Annotated in this window: 19 protein-coding genes; 15 read left to right on the top strand and 4 right to left on the bottom strand. The window is 59.4% G+C overall.

Annotation, left to right across the window (positions count from 1 at the left end):
- Positions 1-88: 88 nt before the first annotated feature.
- A complete protein-coding gene (locus BLW03_RS00975) occupies positions 89-3,514 on the bottom strand; it encodes a TonB-dependent receptor (RefSeq protein ID WP_074651938.1) in 3,426 nt (1,141 codons plus the stop codon).
- A gap of 242 nt (positions 3,515-3,756) precedes the next feature.
- Here BLW03_RS00975 and BLW03_RS00970 point away from each other — a divergent pair, with 242 nt between their 5' ends.
- On the top strand, positions 3,757-4,491 hold the full coding sequence (locus tag BLW03_RS00970) for a carbohydrate-binding family 9-like protein (protein ID WP_244502178.1): 735 nt from the start codon (positions 3,757-3,759) through the stop codon (positions 4,489-4,491).
- A gap of 12 nt (positions 4,492-4,503) precedes the next feature.
- On the opposite strand, the gene BLW03_RS00965 is transcribed toward BLW03_RS00970, so the two are convergent.
- The 3 genes from BLW03_RS00965 to BLW03_RS00955 all read right to left on the bottom strand — a co-directional run bounded on the left by BLW03_RS00965 (position 4,504) and on the right by BLW03_RS00955 (position 8,738).
- Entirely contained in the window at positions 4,504-5,589 is a 1,086-nt protein-coding gene (locus BLW03_RS00965; protein WP_244501905.1) for a lactonase family protein, read from the bottom strand.
- A gap of 285 nt (positions 5,590-5,874) precedes the next feature.
- The gene (locus tag BLW03_RS00960; protein WP_074651935.1) at positions 5,875-7,584 is read right to left on the bottom strand and encodes a hypothetical protein; all 1,710 of its coding nucleotides are present in this window, start codon (positions 7,582-7,584) and stop codon (positions 5,875-5,877) included.
- A gap of 11 nt (positions 7,585-7,595) precedes the next feature.
- Positions 7,596-8,738 carry an alpha-amylase family protein gene (locus BLW03_RS00955; RefSeq protein ID WP_212733103.1) on the bottom strand — a complete coding sequence of 381 codons (1,143 nt, stop codon included), beginning with the start codon at positions 8,736-8,738 and terminating at the stop codon, positions 7,596-7,598.
- An 821-nt stretch (positions 8,739-9,559) separates the two neighbouring features.
- Between BLW03_RS00955 and BLW03_RS00950 the strand changes: the two genes are divergently transcribed.
- The 14 genes from BLW03_RS00950 (at position 9,560) to BLW03_RS00885 (ending at position 23,164) form a co-directional block, all read left to right on the top strand.
- Positions 9,560-11,767, top strand: coding sequence for a phage tail sheath family protein (locus BLW03_RS00950; RefSeq protein WP_170834912.1), 2,208 nt, complete (start codon positions 9,560-9,562; stop codon positions 11,765-11,767).
- Positions 11,768-11,782: 15 nt separating this feature from the next.
- Entirely contained in the window at positions 11,783-12,310 is a 528-nt protein-coding gene (locus BLW03_RS00945; RefSeq protein ID WP_074651932.1) for a phage tail protein, read from the top strand.
- A 112-nt stretch (positions 12,311-12,422) separates the two neighbouring features.
- Positions 12,423-13,172 carry a hypothetical protein gene (locus BLW03_RS00940; protein ID WP_074651931.1) on the top strand — a complete coding sequence of 250 codons (750 nt, stop codon included), beginning with the start codon at positions 12,423-12,425 and terminating at the stop codon, positions 13,170-13,172.
- The gene (locus BLW03_RS00935; RefSeq protein ID WP_074651930.1) at positions 13,169-13,855 is read left to right on the top strand and encodes a hypothetical protein; all 687 of its coding nucleotides are present in this window, start codon (positions 13,169-13,171) and stop codon (positions 13,853-13,855) included. The genes BLW03_RS00940 and BLW03_RS00935 overlap by 4 nt, the downstream gene beginning before the upstream one ends.
- The gene (locus BLW03_RS00930; RefSeq protein ID WP_074651929.1) at positions 13,852-15,120 is read left to right on the top strand and encodes a Pvc16 family protein; all 1,269 of its coding nucleotides are present in this window, start codon (positions 13,852-13,854) and stop codon (positions 15,118-15,120) included. Before BLW03_RS00935 ends, BLW03_RS00930 begins: the two co-directional genes overlap by 4 nt.
- The gene (locus BLW03_RS00925) at positions 15,117-17,027 is read left to right on the top strand and encodes an ATP-binding protein (RefSeq protein ID WP_074651928.1); all 1,911 of its coding nucleotides are present in this window, start codon (positions 15,117-15,119) and stop codon (positions 17,025-17,027) included. Before BLW03_RS00930 ends, BLW03_RS00925 begins: the two co-directional genes overlap by 4 nt.
- Positions 17,024-17,359 (top strand): hypothetical protein, encoded by a 336-nt coding sequence (locus BLW03_RS00920; protein ID WP_212733102.1) that lies wholly within the window; start codon positions 17,024-17,026, stop codon positions 17,357-17,359. The genes BLW03_RS00925 and BLW03_RS00920 overlap by 4 nt, the downstream gene beginning before the upstream one ends.
- Positions 17,352-17,954, top strand: a complete 603-nt coding sequence (locus BLW03_RS00915) for a hypothetical protein (RefSeq protein WP_074651926.1) — start codon at positions 17,352-17,354, stop codon at positions 17,952-17,954. The genes BLW03_RS00920 and BLW03_RS00915 overlap by 8 nt, the downstream gene beginning before the upstream one ends.
- Positions 17,955-17,971: 17 nt before the next feature.
- Positions 17,972-18,337: a LysM peptidoglycan-binding domain-containing protein gene (locus BLW03_RS00910; protein WP_074655682.1), complete on the top strand. Its 366-nt coding sequence runs from the start codon at positions 17,972-17,974 to the stop codon at positions 18,335-18,337.
- Complete coding sequence (locus BLW03_RS00905; protein ID WP_074651925.1) at positions 18,330-19,463, top strand: hypothetical protein; 1,134 nt, start codon at positions 18,330-18,332, stop codon at positions 19,461-19,463. Before BLW03_RS00910 ends, BLW03_RS00905 begins: the two co-directional genes overlap by 8 nt.
- Before the next feature lie 15 nt (positions 19,464-19,478).
- The gene (locus BLW03_RS00900) at positions 19,479-19,985 is read left to right on the top strand and encodes a phage baseplate assembly protein V (RefSeq protein ID WP_170834911.1); all 507 of its coding nucleotides are present in this window, start codon (positions 19,479-19,481) and stop codon (positions 19,983-19,985) included.
- A gap of 25 nt (positions 19,986-20,010) precedes the next feature.
- Positions 20,011-20,328, top strand: coding sequence for a hypothetical protein (locus tag BLW03_RS00895; RefSeq protein WP_074651924.1), 318 nt, complete (start codon positions 20,011-20,013; stop codon positions 20,326-20,328).
- A 23-nt stretch (positions 20,329-20,351) separates the two neighbouring features.
- Positions 20,352-20,717: a GPW/gp25 family protein gene (locus BLW03_RS00890; protein WP_074651923.1), complete on the top strand. Its 366-nt coding sequence runs from the start codon at positions 20,352-20,354 to the stop codon at positions 20,715-20,717.
- Complete coding sequence (locus tag BLW03_RS00885) at positions 20,714-23,164, top strand: baseplate J/gp47 family protein (protein ID WP_074651922.1); 2,451 nt, start codon at positions 20,714-20,716, stop codon at positions 23,162-23,164. The genes BLW03_RS00890 and BLW03_RS00885 overlap by 4 nt, the downstream gene beginning before the upstream one ends.
- Positions 23,165-23,191 lie beyond the last annotated feature (27 nt).

Here is a 23,191-nt window from a genome sequence, read left to right as displayed (position 1 = left end):
GTGAGCTTTGATCAGCGCAGGGACTTCCTGCGCTCATCAAAGCTTGCGGCGGCATGGAGAGTCTCCCACACCGCCGCTCGCTTGCTTGTTAAAACACGTACTTGGCCGAGATCTGTAGCTGACGCGGTCCAGAGCGGGTGTTCGTGATGTTGCCGAAGCTGGCATCCTGAGCGGTGCTGTCCGGGTTGCCATAGCTTGCGATGTTAAAGACGTTCGTACCATCCGCGCGCAAGCTGATGTGCTGGCGCTCGGTGATGTTGAAGTCCTTGAACAGGGAAGCGTCGTACTGCTGGTAGCCGGGCGTGCGTTCGGTTCCCGGACGCTGCTGGCTAACGACACCGTTGGCCGGCAGGCCGTAGGCGCAAACACCATTGTCAACGCCGGGTGTAGTGCAGGACGTTGCCGAAGGATCGGTGCCAAACCAGTGACCGACAGAACGGTTAACGATATGCAACGGACGCAACTTGACCATGCGCTGCTGGAATGAGTTCACGCCCGAGTTAATGTTGCTGCTGGTGATCGTCGTCGGGAAGCCCGAGTAGACAAAGCCAGAGACAGCAAGCTTCCAGCCGCCAACGACTTCATCCGCGATGCGTGGCATGTTTCCGCCCAGCATCCGACCGCGGCCGACCGGCAGGTCGTAGGTCATGGTGAAGTTGATGTTGTGGCGTACGTCCGTTCCTGCCGGGCCGTACTCGATGGTGTTGTTACGCGGATCTTCCGCATACGCGCTGTTGGTCTGAACGCCCGACACACCGAAAAAACCGATGCTGTTCGTCATTGACTTGCCGTAGGCGTAGTTCGCCGTGAATTGCAGGCCGCCCTTCAGGCGCTGGCGGAAGCTCGCCTGCAGTGCGTTGTAGTTCATCATGGATTGCGACGCAGTAAGCGCCACGCGACCGGACTGACCGACAACCTGGTAGTAGGGCGTCTTGTTGACTGCAAAGCAGGCAGGGTCATTGACCGCGAGCACCGCGCCGTTGGAGAGGCAAGGCTGGTAGGGCTGGTTCGCGTTGACTGCCTGGATGAGGTGGTAACCGTACTCACCCACGTAGCCAATCTGGACCGAACTGGTATTGCTCAGCTGGTACTCCGAGGTGAGGCTGTACTCGTTCACTGTGGAAGGCTTCAGGTTCGGATCCCAGGCACGGAAGAGCTGGCCGCACGCTGGATTCGTCGAATAGGCGCAGGTTGCGGTGTTCTGCGCAAAGGCATTTTCAGCCGTGGTGTAGCTGCCAAGGCTGGTGCCCGACGGAGCCGAACCGGTGTAGCTCACCGAGCTCTGGAACGGTGGGTTGATGTTCAGACGCAGGTTGGCGCCGCTGCCTTCCATGTAGGTTGTGGATCCGAAACCGCCACGCAATACCAGGCGGGGCTGGGGGTTCCAGGAGAAGCCAACGCGCGGCATGAAGTTGGTCCACACCGGGTTGTACAGTGCGCGGCTGTTGCCGTTCACGCCAGCCAACTGAATGGCGCCCGTCTGGAGGTTCAGATTCGCCTGCTTGTTGTTGACTTCGTAGATTGGCTGGTCGTACTCCCAGCGCACGCCCAGGTTCAGCGTGAAGGTAGAAGAGACCTTCCAGTCGTCCTGAGCGAAGACAGCGTCGCGCCACTGGCGCTGACCGGTATGACCGGCGAGCGTTCCCCGGCCAGCCGTTGCAGCACGGTCCAGATAGAAGTCGGCAACGCCGAAGCCGGCGGAGCCATTCGCTGCGGTGTAGTTACCGTTGTAGGTCATCTGGCCCTGTGCGCCGTCGTTGCCGGTGTAGAGGCTGTTCTGCTGGTAGCGAATGAACTGGGCGCCCATCTTGATAACATGGCTACCCTTCTGCACCGTGAGGTTATCCCCATAGGTGAAGTTGTTCATGATGTTGTCAGAGTAAATACCAGCGTTACCGAACGCGGAACCACCGCTGCTGGAGGCGAGGTTTGATCCAGTCGAGGTGATGTTCTGTGCCGAGAAGCCCGGGACCTGGTTGCCGCCACTGATACCGAGGAGGCTGTTGCCGTTAAGACCAAAGACACCTGTCGTGTCCTGCGGCAGACCCTGATGCCAGGCCGTCCGGAAGAAGCCCACACGGAGCTCGTTTTGGATGGTCGGCGTGAAGGTGTGCACATAGTTGATGGCGACGCCCTTTGTCGGGTAAGTCGAAGCGGTCGGGAACGCAAGCGCGATGGGTGCCGTATTCGTGTCGCCCGCCGTGCTCTGGCTGTAGCGAACAAAGAATGTGTCCTTATCGTGGTAACGATAGTCGACCTTCACATCGAACTGATCGTTATAGATGCGCTGCTTCGTCACGCCGCGATAGTTGCCGTTCGTCAAGGTTCCCGGCTGCGCTGCCTGGTTGGGCAGAGGATACAGCTCAGGGTGTGCGAAGAGGTAGCGCGCGACAGGGTTGAGCGCTGTCACCGGCAGGCGATTATTAACGTAGGCGGGAGAGCCAGCCACCTGCGTGTTGTAGAGCTGGATCGTCTTGTTCACAAGCGTCGGATCCAGCAACTCTGAGAAGTCACCTGCACGCATCTTGGCCGTGGCAACATTCACGGCCGATGTACCGCCTGTGTGATACCGGTTACCGGAATAGTCTGCAAAGAAGAACAGCTTGTCTTTAAGAATCGGGCCGCCGAAGGTGCCGCCAAAGATGTTGCTGGTCGCGCTCGACTTCGGAGTCGGCGTGGTGTTGTGGTTATTGGACCACGTATTCGCGTTGAAGCTGTCGTCGTTGACGTAATAGAAACCGCTGCCGTGGAACTGGTTCGTGCCGCTCTTGGTCAGAGCGATTACGTCGCCGCCGTTCACATTGCCGTACTCAGCCTGCGCATTGGCGCTGACCGTACGAACCTGATCCAGTGCGTCCGGGCTTGGATTGAAGCCGATGCTGTTGTTGATGGTCTCGTTGATTTCGATACCGTCAAGCAGGAAGTTGTTGGACTGCTGGCGGTTGCCGTTGACGGAAACCTGCCCGCCACCACCGGTGCTGCGCTCAATGGCGTTGGTGCCCGTGAAGCTGGTGGGATCGGTCGCAACTGCGCCAGGCGTAAAGATGGTGAGGGATGAGAAGTTACGGCCCTGGAGCGGGATATTGTCGATGGCGTGCGAGTCAAGCGTGGAACCGAGTTCAGCGCTCTCCGTGTTGAGCAGTGGAACCAACGCTTCTGTCACGTTGACCGTCTGCGTTCCGCCTTCTGCGCCCAGCTTTGCATCGAACTTCGCGTCCTGTCCGGCTTCGAGCGCGAACGGCCCCAGCGTCTGGGGAGCAAAGCCATTGGCCTGAATCGTTACCTTGTATTGGCCCACCTGCAGAAAGCGGAGGTTGTAGACGCCCGAGCTGGTGGATTCGGTGGTGCTGCTAACGTTCGTTTGAACGTTGGTGGCAATGACCTTTGCGCCGGGCAGCACTGCACCCGAGGCATCTGTCACCGTACCGTTGATACTGCCTGTAATGGTCTGACTCAGAGCACTTGGGCCTGTACACACAAGCACCGCGGACAAACAAAGTAAAGAACGTTTCATCAACTTGGTCTCCTGAGGGGAATCTTCAAATGGAACAAACCAGAGGGACAGAGAGTTGCCTGTGCCGCAATTAATCCAGATTTCGTGGTGGTTTAACGTGGTGTCAGTAAAACCCAAAATTCCGCAATGCGGCTAGGCCATATGTCCTAGCGCCCCGCGTGAAGATGCGCCTAAAGGTCGCCTGGACCACAAACTTCATGGCGTTGCGATAAACAATCATCTGGAGGTACGACTTGACCCGAGTGATCTTCTTCATGGCATGCGCCGCAACTACCGCTCTGCCGCTTGCTTCGCAGGTGACAACACCACTGAGCTATGTATGCCATCACGTGGCCGCGCCACCCGTAATCGATGGGAAGCTTGACGATGCCGCATGGCGGCAAGCGCCGTGGACGACGGACTTTGTTGACATCACGGGCGACCCAGAGCTGCGTCCCCTGTATCGCACGCGCATGAAGATGCTGTGGGACGACCACCGTCTCTATATCGCTGCGGAACTGCAAGAGCCCGATGTCCACGGGACCTTGACGGCGCACGATTCCGTGATCTTCCACGATAACGATTTCGAGCTCTTCCTGAAGCCGGTACCCGCCGCAAAAGACTACTTCGAATACGAGATAAACGCACTCAACACGACGTGGGACCTGTACCTGAATCGGCCATATCTCGAAGGTGGTAAGGCTGATAGTGCGTGGGAGGCAACAGGCATCAAGACCGCAGTTGCCGTGCAGGGGACCCTCAACAAGAGTGACGACAAGGACAAGGGATGGACGCTTGAAATTGCCTTGCCGCTGGACGCGTTCGCAACACGGCAGCAAGTGACTGTGCCCACGGACGGGACGCAATGGCGTGTGAACTTCAGCCGAGTGGAGTGGCTGCAAGGGCATCCACGCGAAGAGAATTGGGTATGGTCACCACAGGGCGCGGTGAACATGCACATACCCGATCGTTGGGGGACACTCACGTTCCGGCGTTAGTCGGTGGCTGCTTCAGTTGGGCAGGAAGCCGACGAACATAGGGCTCTCCAACGGATAGGTATGCACTGGCTCGGAGAGCCTGCCCGTCGACGCCGATCGTTCAAGGATCACAACGGTGTTGGAAGCGATCTCGCACAGGATCAACCATCGTCCAGTTGGGTCAATTGCGAAATGGCGCGTGTTCCTGCCGCCGTTGTTCGCAAGTTGGATCAAGGTCAGTCCGCCGCCTGCCTTCTCGATGCGGAAGACTGCCATTGTGTCCGAAGCGACTCGATTGCCGATATAAAGATTACGTCCATCAGGTGACACCTGGATCTCGCCTGAGAAAGCCTTACCCGGCGGAAAGTTCTTGGGAAGACTCGAGACCCGTCCGGCGGACGTCACGGTCCCTGCTTTGCTATCCCACTGCAGGATCTCAACGGTAGAGTCGAGTTCATTGAGGCAATAGATCCAGCGGCCGTTGGGATGGAATGCGATGTGGCGCGGACCGCTGCCGGGCTTCGCCGCCCACACCGGGGTGGAGTGAGGCGTTAGTACAGCGGTGAGGGGATCTACACGGTAGATCAAGATCTGGTCCAAGCCGAAGTTGTTGACGAGCAGGAAACGGCTATCGGAAGTGAAACGCGCAGAATGCGCGTGCGCGCTCTCCTGCCGGTCGGGATTCGGGCCGTGCCCCATGTACTGAATATGCGATACCGGCGTGGATAGGGCACCGCGGCTATCGATCCGATAGGTCGTGATGCTGCCACCGGAATAGTTCGCAAGGGCCAGCATGCGTCCGTCTGGAGAGGTCGCAACGTGGGTTGGTCCATCGCCGCCACTGGACTGTGTGTTGATGAGCTGAAGAGCACCGGTTGTTGGGTCGGCGGCGAACGCGCTCACGATGGCCTTGGAGCCGTTTGCTTCGCTGACGACATAGACACGGTCTTCGCCTCCCGTGCGATCGAATGCCATGAACGCAGGACTTACGATCTTCGCTGACTCATGCAGCGTGCCGATCTCTCCGGTTGCAGAGTTCCACGTCGCGGACTGAATGACACCACCCGCTTTGGCTGTGGAGCAGAGAAGGACCCTGCCTGCAGAAGGTTGAGCCTTCATCGCACGGCTCATGAAAACCCAGGCAGGAACGCTGCTGAGAAATTGGCGGCGCGACCATGGAAGTGCAATCTGGCGAGGGGAGCTACGTTGCAATGAAACCTCTTGGATGGATCTGCGAGTTGCGGGTATCAGGTGGCTTGCGCCAGACCATCTGGATGCCTTTGATGGCACTCGGTCTATCCCCAAAATACTCCACTCGCCCAAGTAGACTCAAACCCACATCAACGCGTCTCGATCGTTGCGTGGGAAGGCGATGATCCCAGCGGTCAGTCGAGCATTGAATCATTATTGACCCGACAGCTTCCACTCCATGACAGAGCCTGCGTAGTCCGCCAGAATTACCGTCCCGTTGTGGACGATCGGCTGAGAGAATTTCGAGTAGGTGTACTGTTCCGACTTGAAGATCAGCGGGGGCTGGCCCGCAATCAACTTGGTGAGATCGTAGCCATAGAGAAATCCCGTTGTCACTGTCCGGTTCGCGTCTCCGTTTGGCACGGAGCACCAAGCGATGGCGTTGGCGCCGTTGCTGTCTGAGACGGAACAGAAGCCTCCGGGCATGCCGCCATTGCCGGTGGACTGGGGCGACGCGACCTCAGCACTGCGTCCGACGAAGTGGTAGATCCCGCCTGTGTCTGCCCGCCACATTTGCAGAGGGGAGTTCTCGGCCATCATTAATAGGTAAAACGTCCCGTCGGGCGCAGTGTAGTGAGCGATTGGAGCGTGTTGGTGCCTCGTCTTCCCGCCGAAGAATTGATTCAGCGTTGATAGCTTGACGGGACAGGGATCGATCCCAAGGTCCCAACCAAATTCGTAGAGAGCTACCTTCGCGCAATTCGCCTTTGGGTTCTTGAAGTCGGCTGGAGCCGTCTGCGGAAAGGACCGCGTGGGGACGACATATCCGATGCCGTCTTTTCCGGCAGTGATGTACTGGTGGAACCGCTCGACCAAGGTCCCGGAGAGGTGCGCATCTTGGTCTGTCCATTGGCTATTGCAGCCGCTGTTCATGGGCATCTGCGCACCGGGGGTTGCTCCGGTGACGGCTGATACCTGGACCTTCGCATTGGTGAGTTGCACGTTCCCGCACTCACGCGAGGAATCAGAGAATGGCGCCCATGCGCCCACTACGGACAACGACGCGGCTGTCGTTGCTGTCGATGGAACGAATTGCAGCTTCATGCTGGCTTCGCCGAAGTCCGTAGTGCCGTTGAACGATCCGTTACCGGCACCGGCGTAGATGAATCCATCCGAGTCGATGGCCGGACCCTGGGACGACATCCAGATACCTGCCCGTGTCGCAAGTGCAGCCTTTACCTTCAGATCAAACGTATCGAAGGCGAGTATCCATCCCGTTGCGTCCGGGCCGCTTTCCGTGAAAGAGCCCGCAGCAATAATGATGAACTTAGTCCCGTTTCGCGACCAGAGGGCCAGCGCCGAGCGTTGTTTGCGTGGGGCCGCAGAGTAGCGTTGGCCGTTACTGGTGGCGTCAAGGATCGTGCTTGCCAGCACCGTGCCGGACCGGTCATCAAGGACAAACATCTTTTGCTGCATGGATTGCTGGGAACCTGACCCGTCGGAAGAGCATGTCGCGTCCTGGTACAGCTTGTGAGTGTCCGCATCGATCACCCCGGTGGAGAGCATTCCGAAGTTTGTTTGCACTCGCCACATGTCGTTACCTGGAATTGACCTCACCGGCGCGCAGAGCTGCGGCGTTTGCCAGATGGCCGCGCCACCGATTGGGTTGACGCCGCGGATAACATTGGCGTCACTGGCAAGGATCATCACGTTCCCGTCGATCAGTGGTTGCGCTTCACAGCCGCGCGCATCGCCGATACAGGGGATGCGCGGCAGCATGGTCATTCCCTGGGCGACCTTCGCCGGAGTGAGGATTGTTTCGCTGCGGTTCTCGCTTGTGCGCGCAACGTCATAACTCTTCGTGAGAACGTTCTGTGCCGACGCGCTGATGGTTGCGCATAATAATAATGAGGCGATCTTCATGTCTCTGCTCCCTACATGCTGAAATCGGTCAGCGATCCGTTGATGTGATCAGGAAGTGCAGGCAGTCTGATTCGTCCTTGATGCCCCGCGAGCGAATACGCAAAACCGTTTTGGGCACTGCCGAATACGTTCGGTCCGAAAGGCAGGTTGGCCCATCCATCGGCATTTGTCCATACATCTGGACCACCACTTGTGGCGTAGTTGTGTAATTGCTTGTTCGGTCCAAAGGGCGTGTTCACCCAGATCCAACGAGTGTTAACCGGGTCTTTTGAAATGCCGCAGATCAACCCCGCCGTTCGTCCAAACGGCCCACCATTGCCATCCCGCGACCAGCACAGGATGTCATCTTCGACATGCTGGTAGAGGAGCGGTCCCAGAGCGAGGGAACTAATCCAGGCATAGTTCAAGATCCACTTGCCGAGGCCGTAGCCTTCGAAGTCTCCGGCGTAAATGCGAAAGCCTTTGCAGGGGGTCGTCATGCCATGCAGGTAAAACCATAGCTTGTTGTTCACCACGCCGCCCGGGCCGTCCGTGTCGAGGCTCTCCACATAGCGATAAGCGCCCTCCGGATTACGGTCGGCGTAAGCGCTGTCGACCAGTCGCCCGAAGCCGGCTCCATTGGAGACGTCACGGCAGGCATAGTGATACGGGAAGTCGATCACGGGGATGCCGACCTGCCTCCAGAAGGCGTCCAGTTCGTTCATGTCTCCCGTGTAGACTTCCGCCACATTCATGCCGGGACGCGCCGCATTCAGTGCCCTGGATGTGGCAATGGACTCGCTCTTGGCTTCGTCTTCCCGGAAGCCATCGAGCCCCAGTCGCGCATCCAGCCACCTGCCAGAAAGCTGCTTTTGCTTCAGCATGTAGCCAGCAGGCTTTGACGTCTGGTAGTTAACCCGGGTCCCGTCGTCCGGCACAATCTCCGGATCAAAGAGACGGTCGCGAGGTCCACCGAATAGCCCGGCTGCCTTGAAGAAGAGCTTGCGATCTGGCTTGCCGTTGGAGCCGCGCTCGACGTACGGGGGACGTCCACCGTATTGATGTATCGGCCAATCTGCCGTCAGACGCAATCCCCGCTTGTGGCAGGCCCGCGAACAAGCCTGGATCTCCGCACCTGTACCGATGCGTGTCGGTTCGCCAGGAAACTGCCCCACGTTGTAATCGCAGATCGGATCGTACCCAAGCGAAGACGAGGTTGGACCAAATTGTGTCTGTGCGAGAGGCGGAAGCTCGAAGGCGCCAATCCCGCTCGCTGCATAGGACGGGACCCACCCCGTGACGCGTTTTGCAAGGCCATTTTTCCGTCCGGGCCATTGTGTAACGTAAACGTTCAAACGTCACCTCTCGTCGCGACTTCCCGGTCATAGGTCCGAATACACGCGCAATGTTGAGCGGTCAGTTGTCATTCCGCATCGTTTACGGCGCCTGCGGATTTTGTCAACCGCTCAGTTGATTTCTTAGGGCGCGGATGCCCGCTGGTGGTGGGAAGCGAAAATCTACCAGCAGCTCATCGTCCGGGGCCGCACCGTTTCACATGACGCGAGTGAACATTTTCCACGAAGCATCGGGTTTGACAACAAAATATTAGGCACTTGCGGACTAAAGTCAGCATCGTTCATGAAGTTACCAGCAAATCTGAGTTATCGACCCCACACTAAGCTGACATGATCATGCGGACGGTCTGTGAAAGTCGCAGTTATCGCAAAGTGATGTAGTTGATAGGCGACAGGTATCAAAGGTGCGTGTAGGAGAGCCCATCCCGCATAAACGCAAGATTTACTTGTTTTGCGCTATCTGTCGCGCCTTTTCCCTAAATCGATAATTCACAAAAATAATCTTGACCGGCAGGATCGGCGGGCGTAAAAGGAATCACCTTCGAAACACCCCTGTTTCGATCGCCGAGTGTAGTTACCCCTATCGTTCTTACATCACGCCGCATAACGTGCTGCAGCTTCGCTGCGGAAAGGCGATTCCCATGGGAGCGTATACGTATCCCGGTGTTTATATCCAGGAGTTAGAGTCTCCGGTACATACAATTGCGTCGGTAGCGACGTCTGTAACGGCATTTGTGGGATACACGAAGAGCGGCATCGACAACCGCGCGGAGCACCTCTACAGCTTTGCGGATTTCGAGAGGACCTTCGGTGGTTTCGCTTCGGACAGCGAACTCAGTTATGCAGTGCAGCAGTTTTTTCAGAACGGTGGAAGCGAGGCGTATGTCGTTCGCGTGCCGAAACACGGCGCGACGGACGCGACCGCGGTATTTGAGGGAATCACGCTTACTGCGCTGAGTAGTGGAACCTGGGCGAACGGAAACCTGATTGCAGATGTGAACTATGACAGTGTCGATCAGACCGCTGTGCCAACCGGCTTCAATCTGACCATCACGAACCTGATTGACGGTACCGTGGAGACATTTTCTGGCCTGTCTCTTGACCCGGTCCGCAAGGATTTTGCGCCCAATGTCGTAAATGATCCTGACTCCGGATCGCAGTTGGTGAAGGTATCGGTCCATAGTCCCGCGCCGACGGTAGCCCCGGCGCGCACCGGCCTCACAGGCAGTGCGATTACCGCGGCTGGCATTCTGGGAAGTGCCGCGAAGAAGCTACCTGTAACTGGAACCTTCGCGGTTGTGAAGGACGGTGCGACGGCCACGGCTTCAAATCCGTTGAACCTGCAGGCGCTGCGTGTGGGGCAGTTCCTCTCCTTTGATGGAGACGCTACAAACGGGGTCTATGCCGTATCCAAGCTGGACTCCGCGACCGGTGCGGTGACGCTCGCGCCTCCTTTCACTGGGAATGACAACCCGACCGCAGTCGGTAAGATCCTTCAGCCAGTTGCCAACGGGAACTACGCCCTGAGTCTGGGGGTGAGCAGTCCAGCGACGCTCGCCCCGTTGCCGCTGAACATCACGGTCTTCGCGGATGGCAACACGATACCGCAGAGTCTGCCGGGAGTAGCGCAGGCACTGGCTCGCGCGCTAAATACAACGTTGCAGTCGAAGCTGCCCGGTAGTGCGGCGCGCGTGACCGTTACAAAGTCAGGGAGCGGTAGCGGTCTTCGAGTGGTGGTGACGTTGCCTCAAAATCCGGATGCGGTGATTACGCTGGGCACGCCAACCGGCGGCTTGAATGATGCGTCTGCGCTGCTTGGCCTGGGCACGACTGCAAACGTGGCGCAGTACTCGCTCGGGACGGCGCATGTCTTTGGTTCGCAGACGGCGTCGGTCGCAGGTGGTGATGGTACGGGTCTGCCGCAGACGGGCGATCTCATCGGGAGTCAGTCAGACTTCACGGGTATCTACGCGCTGGAGAAGGTAGACCTGTTCAATCTTCTGAGTATTCCGGATGCGACACGCGCAAATCCAGGCGACCCGGCGTCCTTGGATTCGAACATTGATACCAATGCAATCTACAGTGCAGCCATTGCGCTTTGTGATGAGCGGCGCGCGTTCCTGTTGATCGACCCTCCACCGAATGTAAACACACCCGCTGCAGCGGTGGACTGGGTTTCGACCCAACTGAATGTTCAGGATCGCAATGCGGCCGCATTCTTTCCACGTCTGCGACTTCCCGATCCCCTGAATGACTTTCAGCTGCGCACCTTCGCGCCGTCGGGTGTTGCGTCGGGCGTCTATGCTCGCACCGATGCTTCGCGTGGTGTGTGGAAGGCGCCTGCCGGCATCGATGCACAACTGATCGGCGTGCAGAGCATGGCATACAAACTGAGCGATGCGGAGAATGGCTCTCTCAATCCACTGGGTTTGAATTGTTTCCGTAATTTCCCGGTATATGGCTCGGTCCTGTGGGGTGCGCGGACGACATTGGGCGCAGATGCCCGTGCGAACGAATGGAAGTATGTACCGGTGCGAAGGCTTGCGTTGTTTCTGGAAGAGAGCCTCTTCCGCGGAACACAGTGGGTTGTCTTCGAGCCGAATGACGAGCCCCTGTGGGCGTCTATCCGTTTGAATGTCGAAGGCTTTCTGAATACCTTGTTTCGCCGTGGCGCATTCCAGGGTAAGACACCGCAGGAGGCGTACTTCGTGAAGTGCGACAGCACCACCACCACGCAGACCGACATCGATTCGGGCGTAGTGAACATACTGGTTGGTTTTGCTCCCCTCAAGCCCGCCGAATTTGTCGTGATCCAGATCCAGCAGATCAGCAGTCAGTCGGTGTCGTAACGAAAGGAAAAGGCCATGGCGGAATTTGTAGTCAATGCGCAGCGGTTCGATCCGTACAAGAACTTCAAGTTCCGCTTGAAGTGGGATGGTCGCTATGTAGCAGGTCTAAGCAAGGTCTCAGCCTTGAAGCGCACGACGGAAGTGGTAAAGCATCGTGAAGGTGGCGATGCCAGTACCAGTCGCAAGTCGCCGGGACGCACCGAGTATGACGCGATCACACTAGAGCGCGGCGTTACGCATGACCCTGACTTTGAGGCGTGGGCTGCAAAGGTGTGGCAGTTGCAGGCGGGGCTTGGTGCCGAAGTGTCTTTGAAGGACTTCCGCAAAGACGTCATCCTCGACCTCTATAACGAAGCCGGCCAACTCGCGATCAGCTACAAGATCTATCGAGCCTGGGTGTCGGAGTATCAGGCACTGCCCGACCTCGATGCGAATGCAAACGCGGTCGCGATCCAGCACTTGAAGCTTGAGAACGAAGGATGGGAACGGGACACGTCCGTCACTGAGCCTACGGAGCCCAGCTTCGCTTCCACGCGCGCCTGATTAGCGCAGCCGAATGAGGAAGCGGTCGTGATGCGGCGCTGTTGCCGCCTCACCTTATTACGAGAGTCACGCAGGATTTGCCCCGCGCATCGTCGCGGGGCGGGGAACCTTGATGCGTTCATTGGAAGGAGAACGACTGCTGCTGGCATGGGAGGACGCCGCTGCGTCTGACCCGGTACGGCGTCCGCTTTGGCTGCTATCACATGCCATGCCTGGGACCAGTGCAGAGGCGCTGGAGGATGTTTCCCTGGTGCGACGCAACCGGTTGCTACTGCAGCTGTACGCCTCCACCTTCGGACCAGAACTTCAGGGTTTCTCAACCTGCATGCGCTGCAGCGCCGCAATGGAGTTCCGCAGCGAAGTCGAAGGCCTGCTCAGCGTGCTTCCGGACCGTGCCGAAGAGGACGAGATAGCGGTAGGAGAAAAGGATGCGGTTCGTGTACTCGAGATCACCACCCGGATGGTATTGCACGCCTTACAGGCAGAGGCCGTGGCTGACAGAGAGCGAATCCTCTTGCTATCGTGCATCGCCGGCGGATCCGACCCAAGGGGCGCCTTCGACGAGTCCAGCGTGAGCGAGTCAGCTCTAGCGGCGCTTCAAACCGCCGTTGCCGCCCGCAATGCCGACGCGGAGATGTCATGCACGCTGGAGTGCGCAGAGTGCGGCGAGTTGAATCGCGTGGACTTTGATCCAGCACATTTTGTCTGGCTGGCGATACGGCATCGCGTTTCTGTGTTGCTGGGCGATGTGCATGAGATTGCCCGCGCTTATGGCTGGGGTGAACGTTCCATCCTCAGGATGAGCGAAGTCCGCCGCGAGGCTTACCTGAAACACATTGTGGGCGCGGGGGCGACGGCATGAGTGGTCTCCTGCATCGCGTTTTGCAACGTGCGGCCGTTCCAGGTGGCGGTCTTGAGCCACTGCGACCCTCGCGAGCCGCGCTGCGGCTGGCCGCAGCAACGAACCTTCCCGCCGAAGTAATGCAGGACGCAGAGACATCGCGGGCCATGGCGGTTCCTTCCCCTGCATCGGTCGAGATGCCGAGGACGCGGGCGACAATGGTGCAAACGACGACCTCGGATGCGCCATCCAGATCGCAGGTGTTGCGAGAAGAGATCAAGCTGCAATCAGCGCCGTTGCATAGCGTGGATCGGGCAGTAGCGGTTCCCAATCCAGAGGATCCTGACTTCCGCGAGACCGAATTGAAACACAAACCTGCTGAGCAGCGCGGGAACCCAGAGCACGACACGGAGCCGTTCGCGCGCGAAGAGACACAGCACGGTTCTCCGGTGGCGCATACGGTGCTGTTCGTGCCCGACGCGAAGAGATCGACGAGCACCGAGACATCGCAACAGACGTCGGCCGCGCCGAGTGAAGTTTCTCCAGCGGAGCCTGCGCGTATTCCAACTCAGCCCATCCTTGAGATTTCGATCGACCACATCGAAGTGCAGGCCGCGGTTCGTGCGCCGGATCGTCCACGCACGCCGCCCTTCCGTCCACGGGTCTCTCTGAGTGACTTCCTCGCCAGGAGTGCACGCAGATGAACGGATACTTGGCGATCAGTGGAGTGAGTGCGGTCCTTCGCTCGTTGTTGCTGTCGGCACTTACCGATGGTGGGCCGGGCACGCTGCTTACGTCGCCCACTTCCATCAGTGCGAACCCGCCAGATCTGATTCCGACGGGACCGGACGAGCAGCCAAGGATCAATTTGTTTATGTACTACGCCAGCCTCAACACGGGTTACCGCAACGCGGAGCTTCCCAGCCGCGATGTTTCCGGTGGGCTGCTGACGAACCCTCCGCTGGCTTTAAACCTGCACTATCTTGTCTCGGCGTACGGCGCCACGCAATATGACCCGGAGATCCTGTTGGGCTGGGCCATGGAGGTCTTCCACAACAATCCGATGATCTCGCGGGACACGATTTCGGATGCGTTGGCAGCGCTGGGCGCCGCAACAGAAGAGGCCAAGCTCGTCAGCAAGACCTCTCTCGCAAGCCAGTTCGAACAACTCAAGATCACACCAGAGGCGCTCTCGAACGAAGAAATCTCGCGGTTGTGGATGGCGTTCTCAACGCACTACCGGCCAACCACTTCCTACCAGGTATCCGTGGTGCTCATTCGCGATACGCAGCCCGTGCGGTCGAATCTGCCAGTGCAGAAACGCAACCTTGCTGTGCTGCCGGCGGACATTCCGACGATCGATGCCATCGCTCCCGCCACTGCCTTCACAGGCGACACACTCACGATCACGGGCCGCAACTTCCTGGGCGATACGCCCGCCGATACTGCGGTCTCCTTCGCTGGCGCGACTCCAACCAGTCCTTCCACGGTTCAGGCGACGACCGTTCGGGTTGTTCTGCCAACTTCGGTGCGAGCTGGAGCCGTCCCCGTCCGCATCGTGCGCTCGGTACAGTTCGGCACTGCGGCTGATCCGCATCGCGCGTTTGAGTCGGGCAGCGCCGTCTTCATGCTCGCGCCAACCCTCACGGACGTGTCGCCCATAACGCCGGCGTCTGTAATCACCGTGGCAAAGGGAACGAACCTGACCGTGAACGTTCAGCCAGCCGTGGGGCGCGGACAACGGGTCCGATTGTTTGCAGGGAGCCTCTCCCTCGAGATCCCGGCCCGTCCCCCGACAGCGCCGGAGTCCGCAACGGCACTGGTGTTTCCCATCCCCGCGACATGGGGACCCTTCAAGTCACCACTACGCGTCGAGGTGGATGGTGCACAGAGTCTGCTCGTGGTGGATGGAACGCCGGGTAGTCCCACGCTTGGACAGTTCTTCCCGCAGTTGAAGGTGACGGCATGAGTGAGTCGCTACAGACGATGACGCTTGCTGACGAACTGGATCGCGTCTACGCGATGGTCGGTGGCGAGCAGCCGGAAGCTGTCGCCACCGAGGGAACTCCGTCGAGTGTCAGCCGGCGTCCGCTGGATCGCGTGGTCACGCAATTTGGCCTGAGTGACTTTGAGCGTGACCTGTTGCTGCTCTGTACAGGAGCTGCGCTCGAGACAAGGTTCCTGCAGGCGTGTGCGATCGCGAATGGTGACGATCGGGCATCATGGCCCACGTTTGCAATGGCCATGACTCAGATCGATGGTGCGCACTGGAGCGCATTGAGCCGGCTGCATCCGCTGCGGTACTGGCGTTTAGTGGAAGAAGGACCATCGCAAAGCTTGCTACAGGCACCCTTGAAACTCGATGAGCGCATCCTCCAATACTTGCTGGGTGTGCCGTCGCTGGATGCAGTGCTGGAATGGCTGGTGCGTCCGCTTGCTGCGGCAGAGTTCAATGGCTTGGGGGAAGACGCCCGGAGAATCGCCGCTCACTGGCAGAGAGACTCACGACGTCCGGCGAAGCCGGTGGTGCTGTTGGGAAGTGATCCTTCCGCGGCAAGGCGGATCTTCGGTGAGGCTTGTGGTGAAACGGACCTCCTGCCATTCCAGCTTCGCGCGGCGGACCTGCCCACGGCCACGATAGAGCGCGAGATTGCCGCTCGTCATTGGACTCGCGAAGCGGTACTGACCGGTGCAGCGCTGCTGCTGGAAACCTCTGCAGCCGACAGTGCAGAGGTGACTGCCGCAGCCGTTGCATGGGTCCGCTCCGTGCAGGTCCCACTCGCAGTGCTTGCGGAGGCAGGTAGTGCGATGGAGCACGTTGAGGGCCTGCCGGTCCGCATGGCGCAGCCGGGTCCGGAGGACCGCAAGCACCTGTGGCTTGAGAGCCTGGGAGCGCCCGGTGCATCGCTGAACGGTCAACTGGATCGCCTGGTCGATGCCTTCCGGTTCGACGAAGGAACGATCCGCTTGGCTGCTTTGGATGTGTCCTCGAGACAGTCGGCGGAGGATGACGGAACGCTTGCCGATGCACTCCTGCAAAGCTGCCGGGATCATGCACGGCGACCGCTTGAAGGGTTGGCGCAGCGGATCGACCCGCGTGCTCGTTGGGAAGACATGGAGCTGCCTGAATCACAGAAGGAGACGCTCCGGGAGCTGATGATGCACGTGCGTCATCGTCGGCGAGTGAACCAGGATTGGGGATTCTCCTCACGCTATGCGCGCGGCACGGGCCTGACCGCACTCTTTGCCGGGCCCAGCGGCACGGGCAAGACGATGGCTGCGGAGATTCTTGCGGGCGAACTTGGGTTGGATCTTTACCAGATTGATCTTGCTGCCATTGTGAGCAAGTACATCGGTGAAACCGAGAAAAACCTGAAGCGGGTCTTTGATGCTGCGGAGCAAAGCGGCGCGTTGCTGTTGTTCGACGAGGCAGATGCGCTCTTTGGCAAGCGCAGCGAAGTGAAAGACAGCCATGACCGATACGCGAATCTTGAGGTCAGCTACCTTCTGCAGCGCATGGAGTCGTACAGCGGCATCGCTATCTTGACGACAAACATGCAGCGGGCGTTGGACCCAGCCTTCCTGCGAAGGATTCGCTTCATCGTGCAGTTTCCATTTCCAGACGAGGCGTCACGCCGGCAGATGTGGTCGCGCGTCTTCCCATCGGCGACACCCACCGAGGGGCTGAAGCCAGAACAACTGGCGCACTTGCATGTCTCAGGCGCGGTCATCCGCAACATCGCCATGCACGCTGCGTACATGGCAGCGAACGACGAACTGCCGGTTCGCATGAGCCACATCGCTGCAGGCGTTCGCACGGAGTACACCAAGATGGACAAGATCCTTACGCCATCCGAGACCGGGGGGTGGATATGAGACCAATTCCGGGGAAGTCGATGCCGGCAGCGGGTGCAGGGCACGGAGCCGCGGCACCGCAGGTAAGGCTGCAGATTGGTCGATTGTCGCTGCGCGGCTTTGGAGCGGATGCTGGCGAGCGCTTTCACTTGGCTTTGCAGAAGGCCATGACGCAGGGCATGCAGCAGGGGCAGGGGCTTACGCATGGCGGTAACCTCCACCTGAACCGTCTTGCCATCCCAGCGCTCTCGGCCGGTGCAACGGTGGAAGACGCGGCACGGCAGGTCGCTGCGGGTCTGCTGCGGGCATTGAAGACGACTGATCAAAGACGCGAGGAGGTGACGCGTGCCTAATATCTCTCCTCGCTTGGTCAAGGGCGCGCTGGTATTGCTGGAGCCGAATACGGGCATACCCATGGGCCGGATCGCGCTGCAGTACAACCCCGAAACCATCACACGCTCGCTGAAGCCGCAAACACCGGGCGAGGAGCCAGATCGTAGTGAACTGCTCCGATTGAAGGGGCCACCGGTTGAGACCATCCGTCTAACGGTGGAACTGGATGCCACCGACAGTCTTGAGGCGGGCGATGCCACGGCCACCAGCGTTGGCCTGCAGCCGCAGATGGCGTTGCTGGAGACGCTGCTCTATCCGAGCAGCACAGAGATGATCGTGAACGAAATCCTCTCGCTCATCGGAACCATCGAGATTCTGCCCATGTCTTCTCCGCTGACGCTGCTGGCATGGGGCACGAACCGTGTGACGCCGGTGCGCATCACGGGCTTTGAAATTACGGAAGAGGCATTTGACGCACAGTTGAATCCGATTCGCGCAAAGATAGCGCTCGATCTGCGCGTATTGAGCGTCAGTGACGCTGGCTTCCTGTCGCCCGTGGGAGCGGTGTACATGGCATACCAGATGGGCAAGGAAGCAATGGCACGCAGAGCCTGAAGAGAGGAGTGGAAGAGATGGATAGCGCACTCGCATCGATGATTCAATCCGCCGCCGGCACCGGCGCGCCAACGAACCCTTCCAGCCGGTACTACGGCGCCGCGACGCAGGAGTACGTGGGCCCCGACGGCGTTGCTGTTCGCTACCTCTCACGACGCATTCTCCCGCAGATCGCGGTGTACTCTTCGACGCGCACTTACACGGTGCAGCAGGGGGACCGGCTGGATAACCTGGCGGCAAAGTTTCTAGGCGATCCGTTGCTGTTCTGGATGATTGCCGACGCAAATGCCGCGACCGATGCAGAGGCCCTCACCGAGGAGCCGGGAATCGCTATCAGGATTCCGCTGGCCTCGAATCTTCCACCGGGGTCCCGCAATGGCTAACGGACTCTACCTGACACTGCTTGCCGGACCCGTGATCGCGGTGCCCGTGCCGAAGCCTGTGACCGATGCGCTGACATCCGTGGAGATCACGAACTCATCGGATCGCAGCGGCTTCCAACTGACGTTCACCTTGGCGAATAATTCAATCCTGCAGACCCTCTTTCTCCTTGCTGCAGGCGGCCCGATTCCCATGCTGCGAGTGATCCTGATGGTTACCTTCGGGGGCATACCGCAGGTTGTCATGGACGGTGTAATTCAGCACCACGAGATTGCGCCCGATGCCATGCACGGCAGTTCGAAGTTAGTCCTGACAGGACAGGATCTCTCTGCCGTGATGGATCTTGTGAAGATGAATGGCGTGCCCTATCCAGGCATGACGCCGGATCTGCGTGTTCTCACCATCCTTGCGAAGTACGCCGTCTTCGGCATCGTTCCGATGGTCATCCCGGTGCCCGCACCGGACGTGGAAGTACCCGTAGAAAAGATCCCGACACAAGAGGGCACCGACCTTGCTTACATCCGTAAGCTTGCGGAGGAGGTGGGATACGTCTTCTATGTTGAGCCGGGCCTGTTGCCCGGAACAAGCACCGCCTATTGGGGGCCGAGCGTGCGCATCGGCATACCGCAGCCGGCGTTGAACGCAAACATGGACAGCTGGACCAACGTGGAGTCGCTCAACTTCCGCTACCAGACGCAGGAGTCCGTGATGCCGTTGGCGTACATACAGGATCCGTTGACGAAGGCAATCATTCCGGTGCCGATCCCGGCTGTAACACCGTTCAGTCCGCCTTTGGGACTGGTGATTCCCGTGCCGCAAAAGATTGAGCCGCTGGACGACGTCTCGAATAAGCCCGTGGCACAGACGCTGATGCGGCTATGGGCCAAGGCCGTGGAGACGAGCGACGTTGTGACCGGCGACGGAACGCTGGATGTGCAGCGGTATGGATGGATTCTGAGAGCGCGGTCGCTTGTGGGCGTGCGCGGTGCAGGCCTTGCGTTTGATGGGCTGCATTACGTGGAAAGCACGACGCACACCATTCAGCCGGGGCAGTACAAGCAGAGCTTCACACTCAAGCGGAATGCACTGATTTCAAACATCCCGCTGGTTCCGGCATTGCCTTACTGATCAAAGGAGAGCCGCTTGGCGAAGTATTACGGAAAATATCGTGGCACGGTGCTGGTCAACGTAGACCCCATGCAGATGGGACGGCTCATGGTACAGGTGGCCGCCGTGGGAGGGCTGTTGCCGTCAACCTGGGCGATGCCTTGCTTTCCCTTTGCAGGCATTCAAAGCGGCATGTTCGTGCTGCCGGCGGTGCAATCCGGTGTGTGGGTCGAGTTTGAAGGTGGGGACCCGGATTATCCGATCTGGGTTGGAGGCTTCTGGGGCAGCTCTGCCGAGATACCAGCGCTTGCACTTGCAGCGCCGCCGGGTTTGCAGCAACTGGTGATCCAGACCACAGGACAGAACACGCTGGTGGTGAGCGATGTTCCGGGACCGACCGGCGGCATCCTGCTGAAGACAACGACAGGCGCAATGATTGCGGTGAATGACACGGGAATCACCATCAGCAACGGACAGGGCGCCACCATCATGATGACGGGGCCGGCCGTGACCATCAACGGAGGCGCTCTGCAGGTTGTGTAAGTGAGGAGCAGAAAGGAGCGAAGCGATGCCGGGACCATTAGTGCAGGTGGGAGCAACCGTTTTATGTAGCCACGGCGGGCAGGCCATGCCGACCGCACCGAATCCGCGCGTGATGCTCGGTGGCGCGCCCTCCTGCCTCATCGCCGCGCCGTGGGTCGTTGCGGGATGCCCGCTGGCACCACCGCCACTGCTGCCGTGCCTTACAGGGCAATGGGTCACGGGAACCACACGTGTTCTCTCTGTCGGGCAACCGCTTGTGGTTGCTACAGGGCAGGCTGTCTGTGTTCCGAACGGCACACCGCTGATGCCGGTGGTGACGCAGGTACGGGTGATGGCGACGTAACAGGAACGGTCGAGGTAATTGTTATGGATCTGCGTTTTCCTTACGGCTTCGACAGCACCGGCATCACGGCCGGGACGCCGCGTCTGGCGCACATCCGGCAGATGATTGAACAGATCCTGTTAACCGCGCCGGGAGAACGTGTGAACCGCCCGAACTTCGGGAGCGGTGCTTCACGGCTGGTCTTTGAGCCGAACAGCGCGATGATGCTGGCGACGCAGAACCAGTTGATTCAAGGGGCGCTGCAGCAATGGCTGCTGGATGTTGTGCGTGTTGAGGCCGTCTCAGTCGACGGTAATGATTCCACGGTGACCATCACCGTGCAGTATTCCGTGATGGAGACGGGCCAGCCCCATACAGAGCAATTCCAGGTGGGAGGAGGTGCCGTATGACTTACTTCTGTTCTGCACAACGACGGCGCGCGCAGGTGCTTGCGCACTCCTCGCTGAATGGCATCGATTACCTGGAGGTTGCAGGAACTCCCGGCTGTGGGACAGCGCTAGATGTAACGCTGTTGCGTACACCAATGGTGGTGCCGGGCGTGGATCAGGTCACGGTCAGCGGTGGTGCCCCGTTACACGTGATGAGCATCGCGTTGCGCGACGGTGCGACGTCACGCACGCTCCGCATTCAACTCGATGGCACGGGAGATTTCTCGACCTACACGCTGAAACTGCGGGCTGGCGCCGATGCGCTGGACCCACCGGAGACGTTCGACCCGCAGCTGTCGGAGATCACGTTCTCCTTCAAGGCCGGCTGTGCTTCGCCCGCAGACTGCTACACGGAAAGCTGCTGTGGCGAGGCTCCCATTGCCGCGCCTTCCATCAACTATCTCGCGAAGGATTATGAAGGTTTCCGTCAGGGCATGTTAGATCGGCTCTCGGTGCTGATGCCGACGTGGACAGAGTCGCATGCTGCTGATTTAGGAATCACGCTGGTAGAACTGCTGGCTTATCTCGCCGATCGGTTGAGTTACATGCAGGATGCGGTCAACACCGAGGCGTACCTGAGCACGGCGCGTAGCCGAGTCTCGCTGCGGCGCCACGCGCGGCTTGTGGACTACCGCATTGGCGAAGGCTGCAATGCCCGGACATGGGTCTGCGTCAGCACGGGGAAGGACGATCTCGTGTTACCTGCAGGCACCGAGTTCTACGTGCGCACCGCAGGTGTCCCGCCCGTCTTATCACCGGATGACCCATCGCAGACCGCGCTGCTCAATGTGTTGCTGTCGAATGGGCAGCCGGTCTACGCCAGCATGCTCGATGCGCGCTTGTATCAAGAGCAGAATGCGATGGACCTGTACACCTGGAGCGACATGAACTGCTGTCTGCGACAGGGCGCAACATCTGCCACGCTGGTCGAAAATCTCACTACCCTTCGAGTGGGAGATGTCCTGATCTTCGAAGAAGTGCTGGGTGCAAAGACCGGGAAAGCAGAAGATGCGAACACTGCGCACCGCTGGGCGGTTCGCCTGACAGGCGTCCGTGTCGCGGATGATGCTGGCGAGCCGCTAGTCGACCCGTTGAACAATACTCCCGTCACCGAGATCGAGTGGGATGTCGCGGATGCGCTGCCGTTCTCGCTGTGCATCTCGTCAATGCTGGACGCAGCGCATGGCAGCAAAAGTATCTCCGGTGTGGCTCGTGCCTATGGCAACGCGGTCCCTGCGGATCAGGGCGTGTGGGTCGCGAAGGAGTCGCTCGGCACCGTGCTGGATGCACCGATCTCACCGGTCTCCACCGGCTGCACCTGTAGTTCCGGGGCGGTTACTGAAATGGCCCTGACCCGCTTCCGACCCACGCTGTCTTCCGGTCCACTCACGTTCCAGTTGCCGTTCGATGCGTCGGCTCCTGCAAGCCTCTTTCTGAACCCCACCGCGGACGCGTCATCTGCTCTGCCGCAGATCGAGGTAGAGGATGACAGTGGCCGATCCTGGTCTTCGCAACCAGACCTGCTGGCGAGTGCCGAAGAAGATCTCGTGTTTGTGCTGGAGATTGAAGACGGCGGTGCGACTTCGCTTCGCTTCGGTGACGGACAGCATGGTGCAGCGGTGGATCCGGGAGAGCAGTTTACGGCAAGCTATCGCGTTGGCAATGGACGCTCTGGACTGACCGGCTCGGACACGCTGCTTCATACGGTCACAACGCTGCCTGTGATATCCGTGCGTAATCCACTACCGGCCGCCGCGGCAGCAGACGCGGAGACTCCCGAACACATTCGTCAGCATGCTCCCTTTGCCTTCCAGTCGCAACTGCGCTGCGTGACGGAAGACGATTACGCCACCGCCGCACTGCTGGATAAGAACATCACGCAAGCGCGTGGCACCATGCGATGGACCGGAGCCTGGTATGCGGGGTTGGTCTCCGTGGAGCCATCCTCTCTAGCGCCGTCGAATTTGGCAGAGCGGACGCTGATTCGTCTCGAACCCTTTCGGATGATGGGCACCGGACTCGAAGTAGAGGATGCGATTCTCGTCGGTCTGCGGATCACGCTGGCCGTGTGCGTGGCCTCCAACCGGTTCCGCAGTGACGTCTACACCGCGCTGATGCAGCGTTTCCTATCCTCCTCAGGCTGCGATGGGCTGGAGGCAGTGTTGAAGCCAGAGAATTTCTTCTTCGGACAGACAGTGTATGCAAGTCCATTGATTGCCGCGGCACAGGCGGTGGATGGTGTGGTGTCCGTGAGGCTGGTGCGATTTGAACGCATGGACCGGCCTTCGGATGTCGGGCCGCAGCAGGGATTCCTGCCGATGGGCAGGCTTGAGATTGCCCGCTGCGATAACGACCCGAACCGTCGCGATCGCGGGATCTTCTCCTTGCAGATGGATGGTGGGCGATGAGTGGATGCCATTCTCTTGAACTGTCGC

The sequence above is a fragment of the Terriglobus roseus genome (genome assembly GCF_900105625.1).
Classification (GTDB): domain Bacteria; phylum Acidobacteriota; class Terriglobia; order Terriglobales; family Acidobacteriaceae; genus Terriglobus; species Terriglobus roseus_B.
This window is presented reverse-complemented; position numbering and strand designations above follow the sequence as displayed.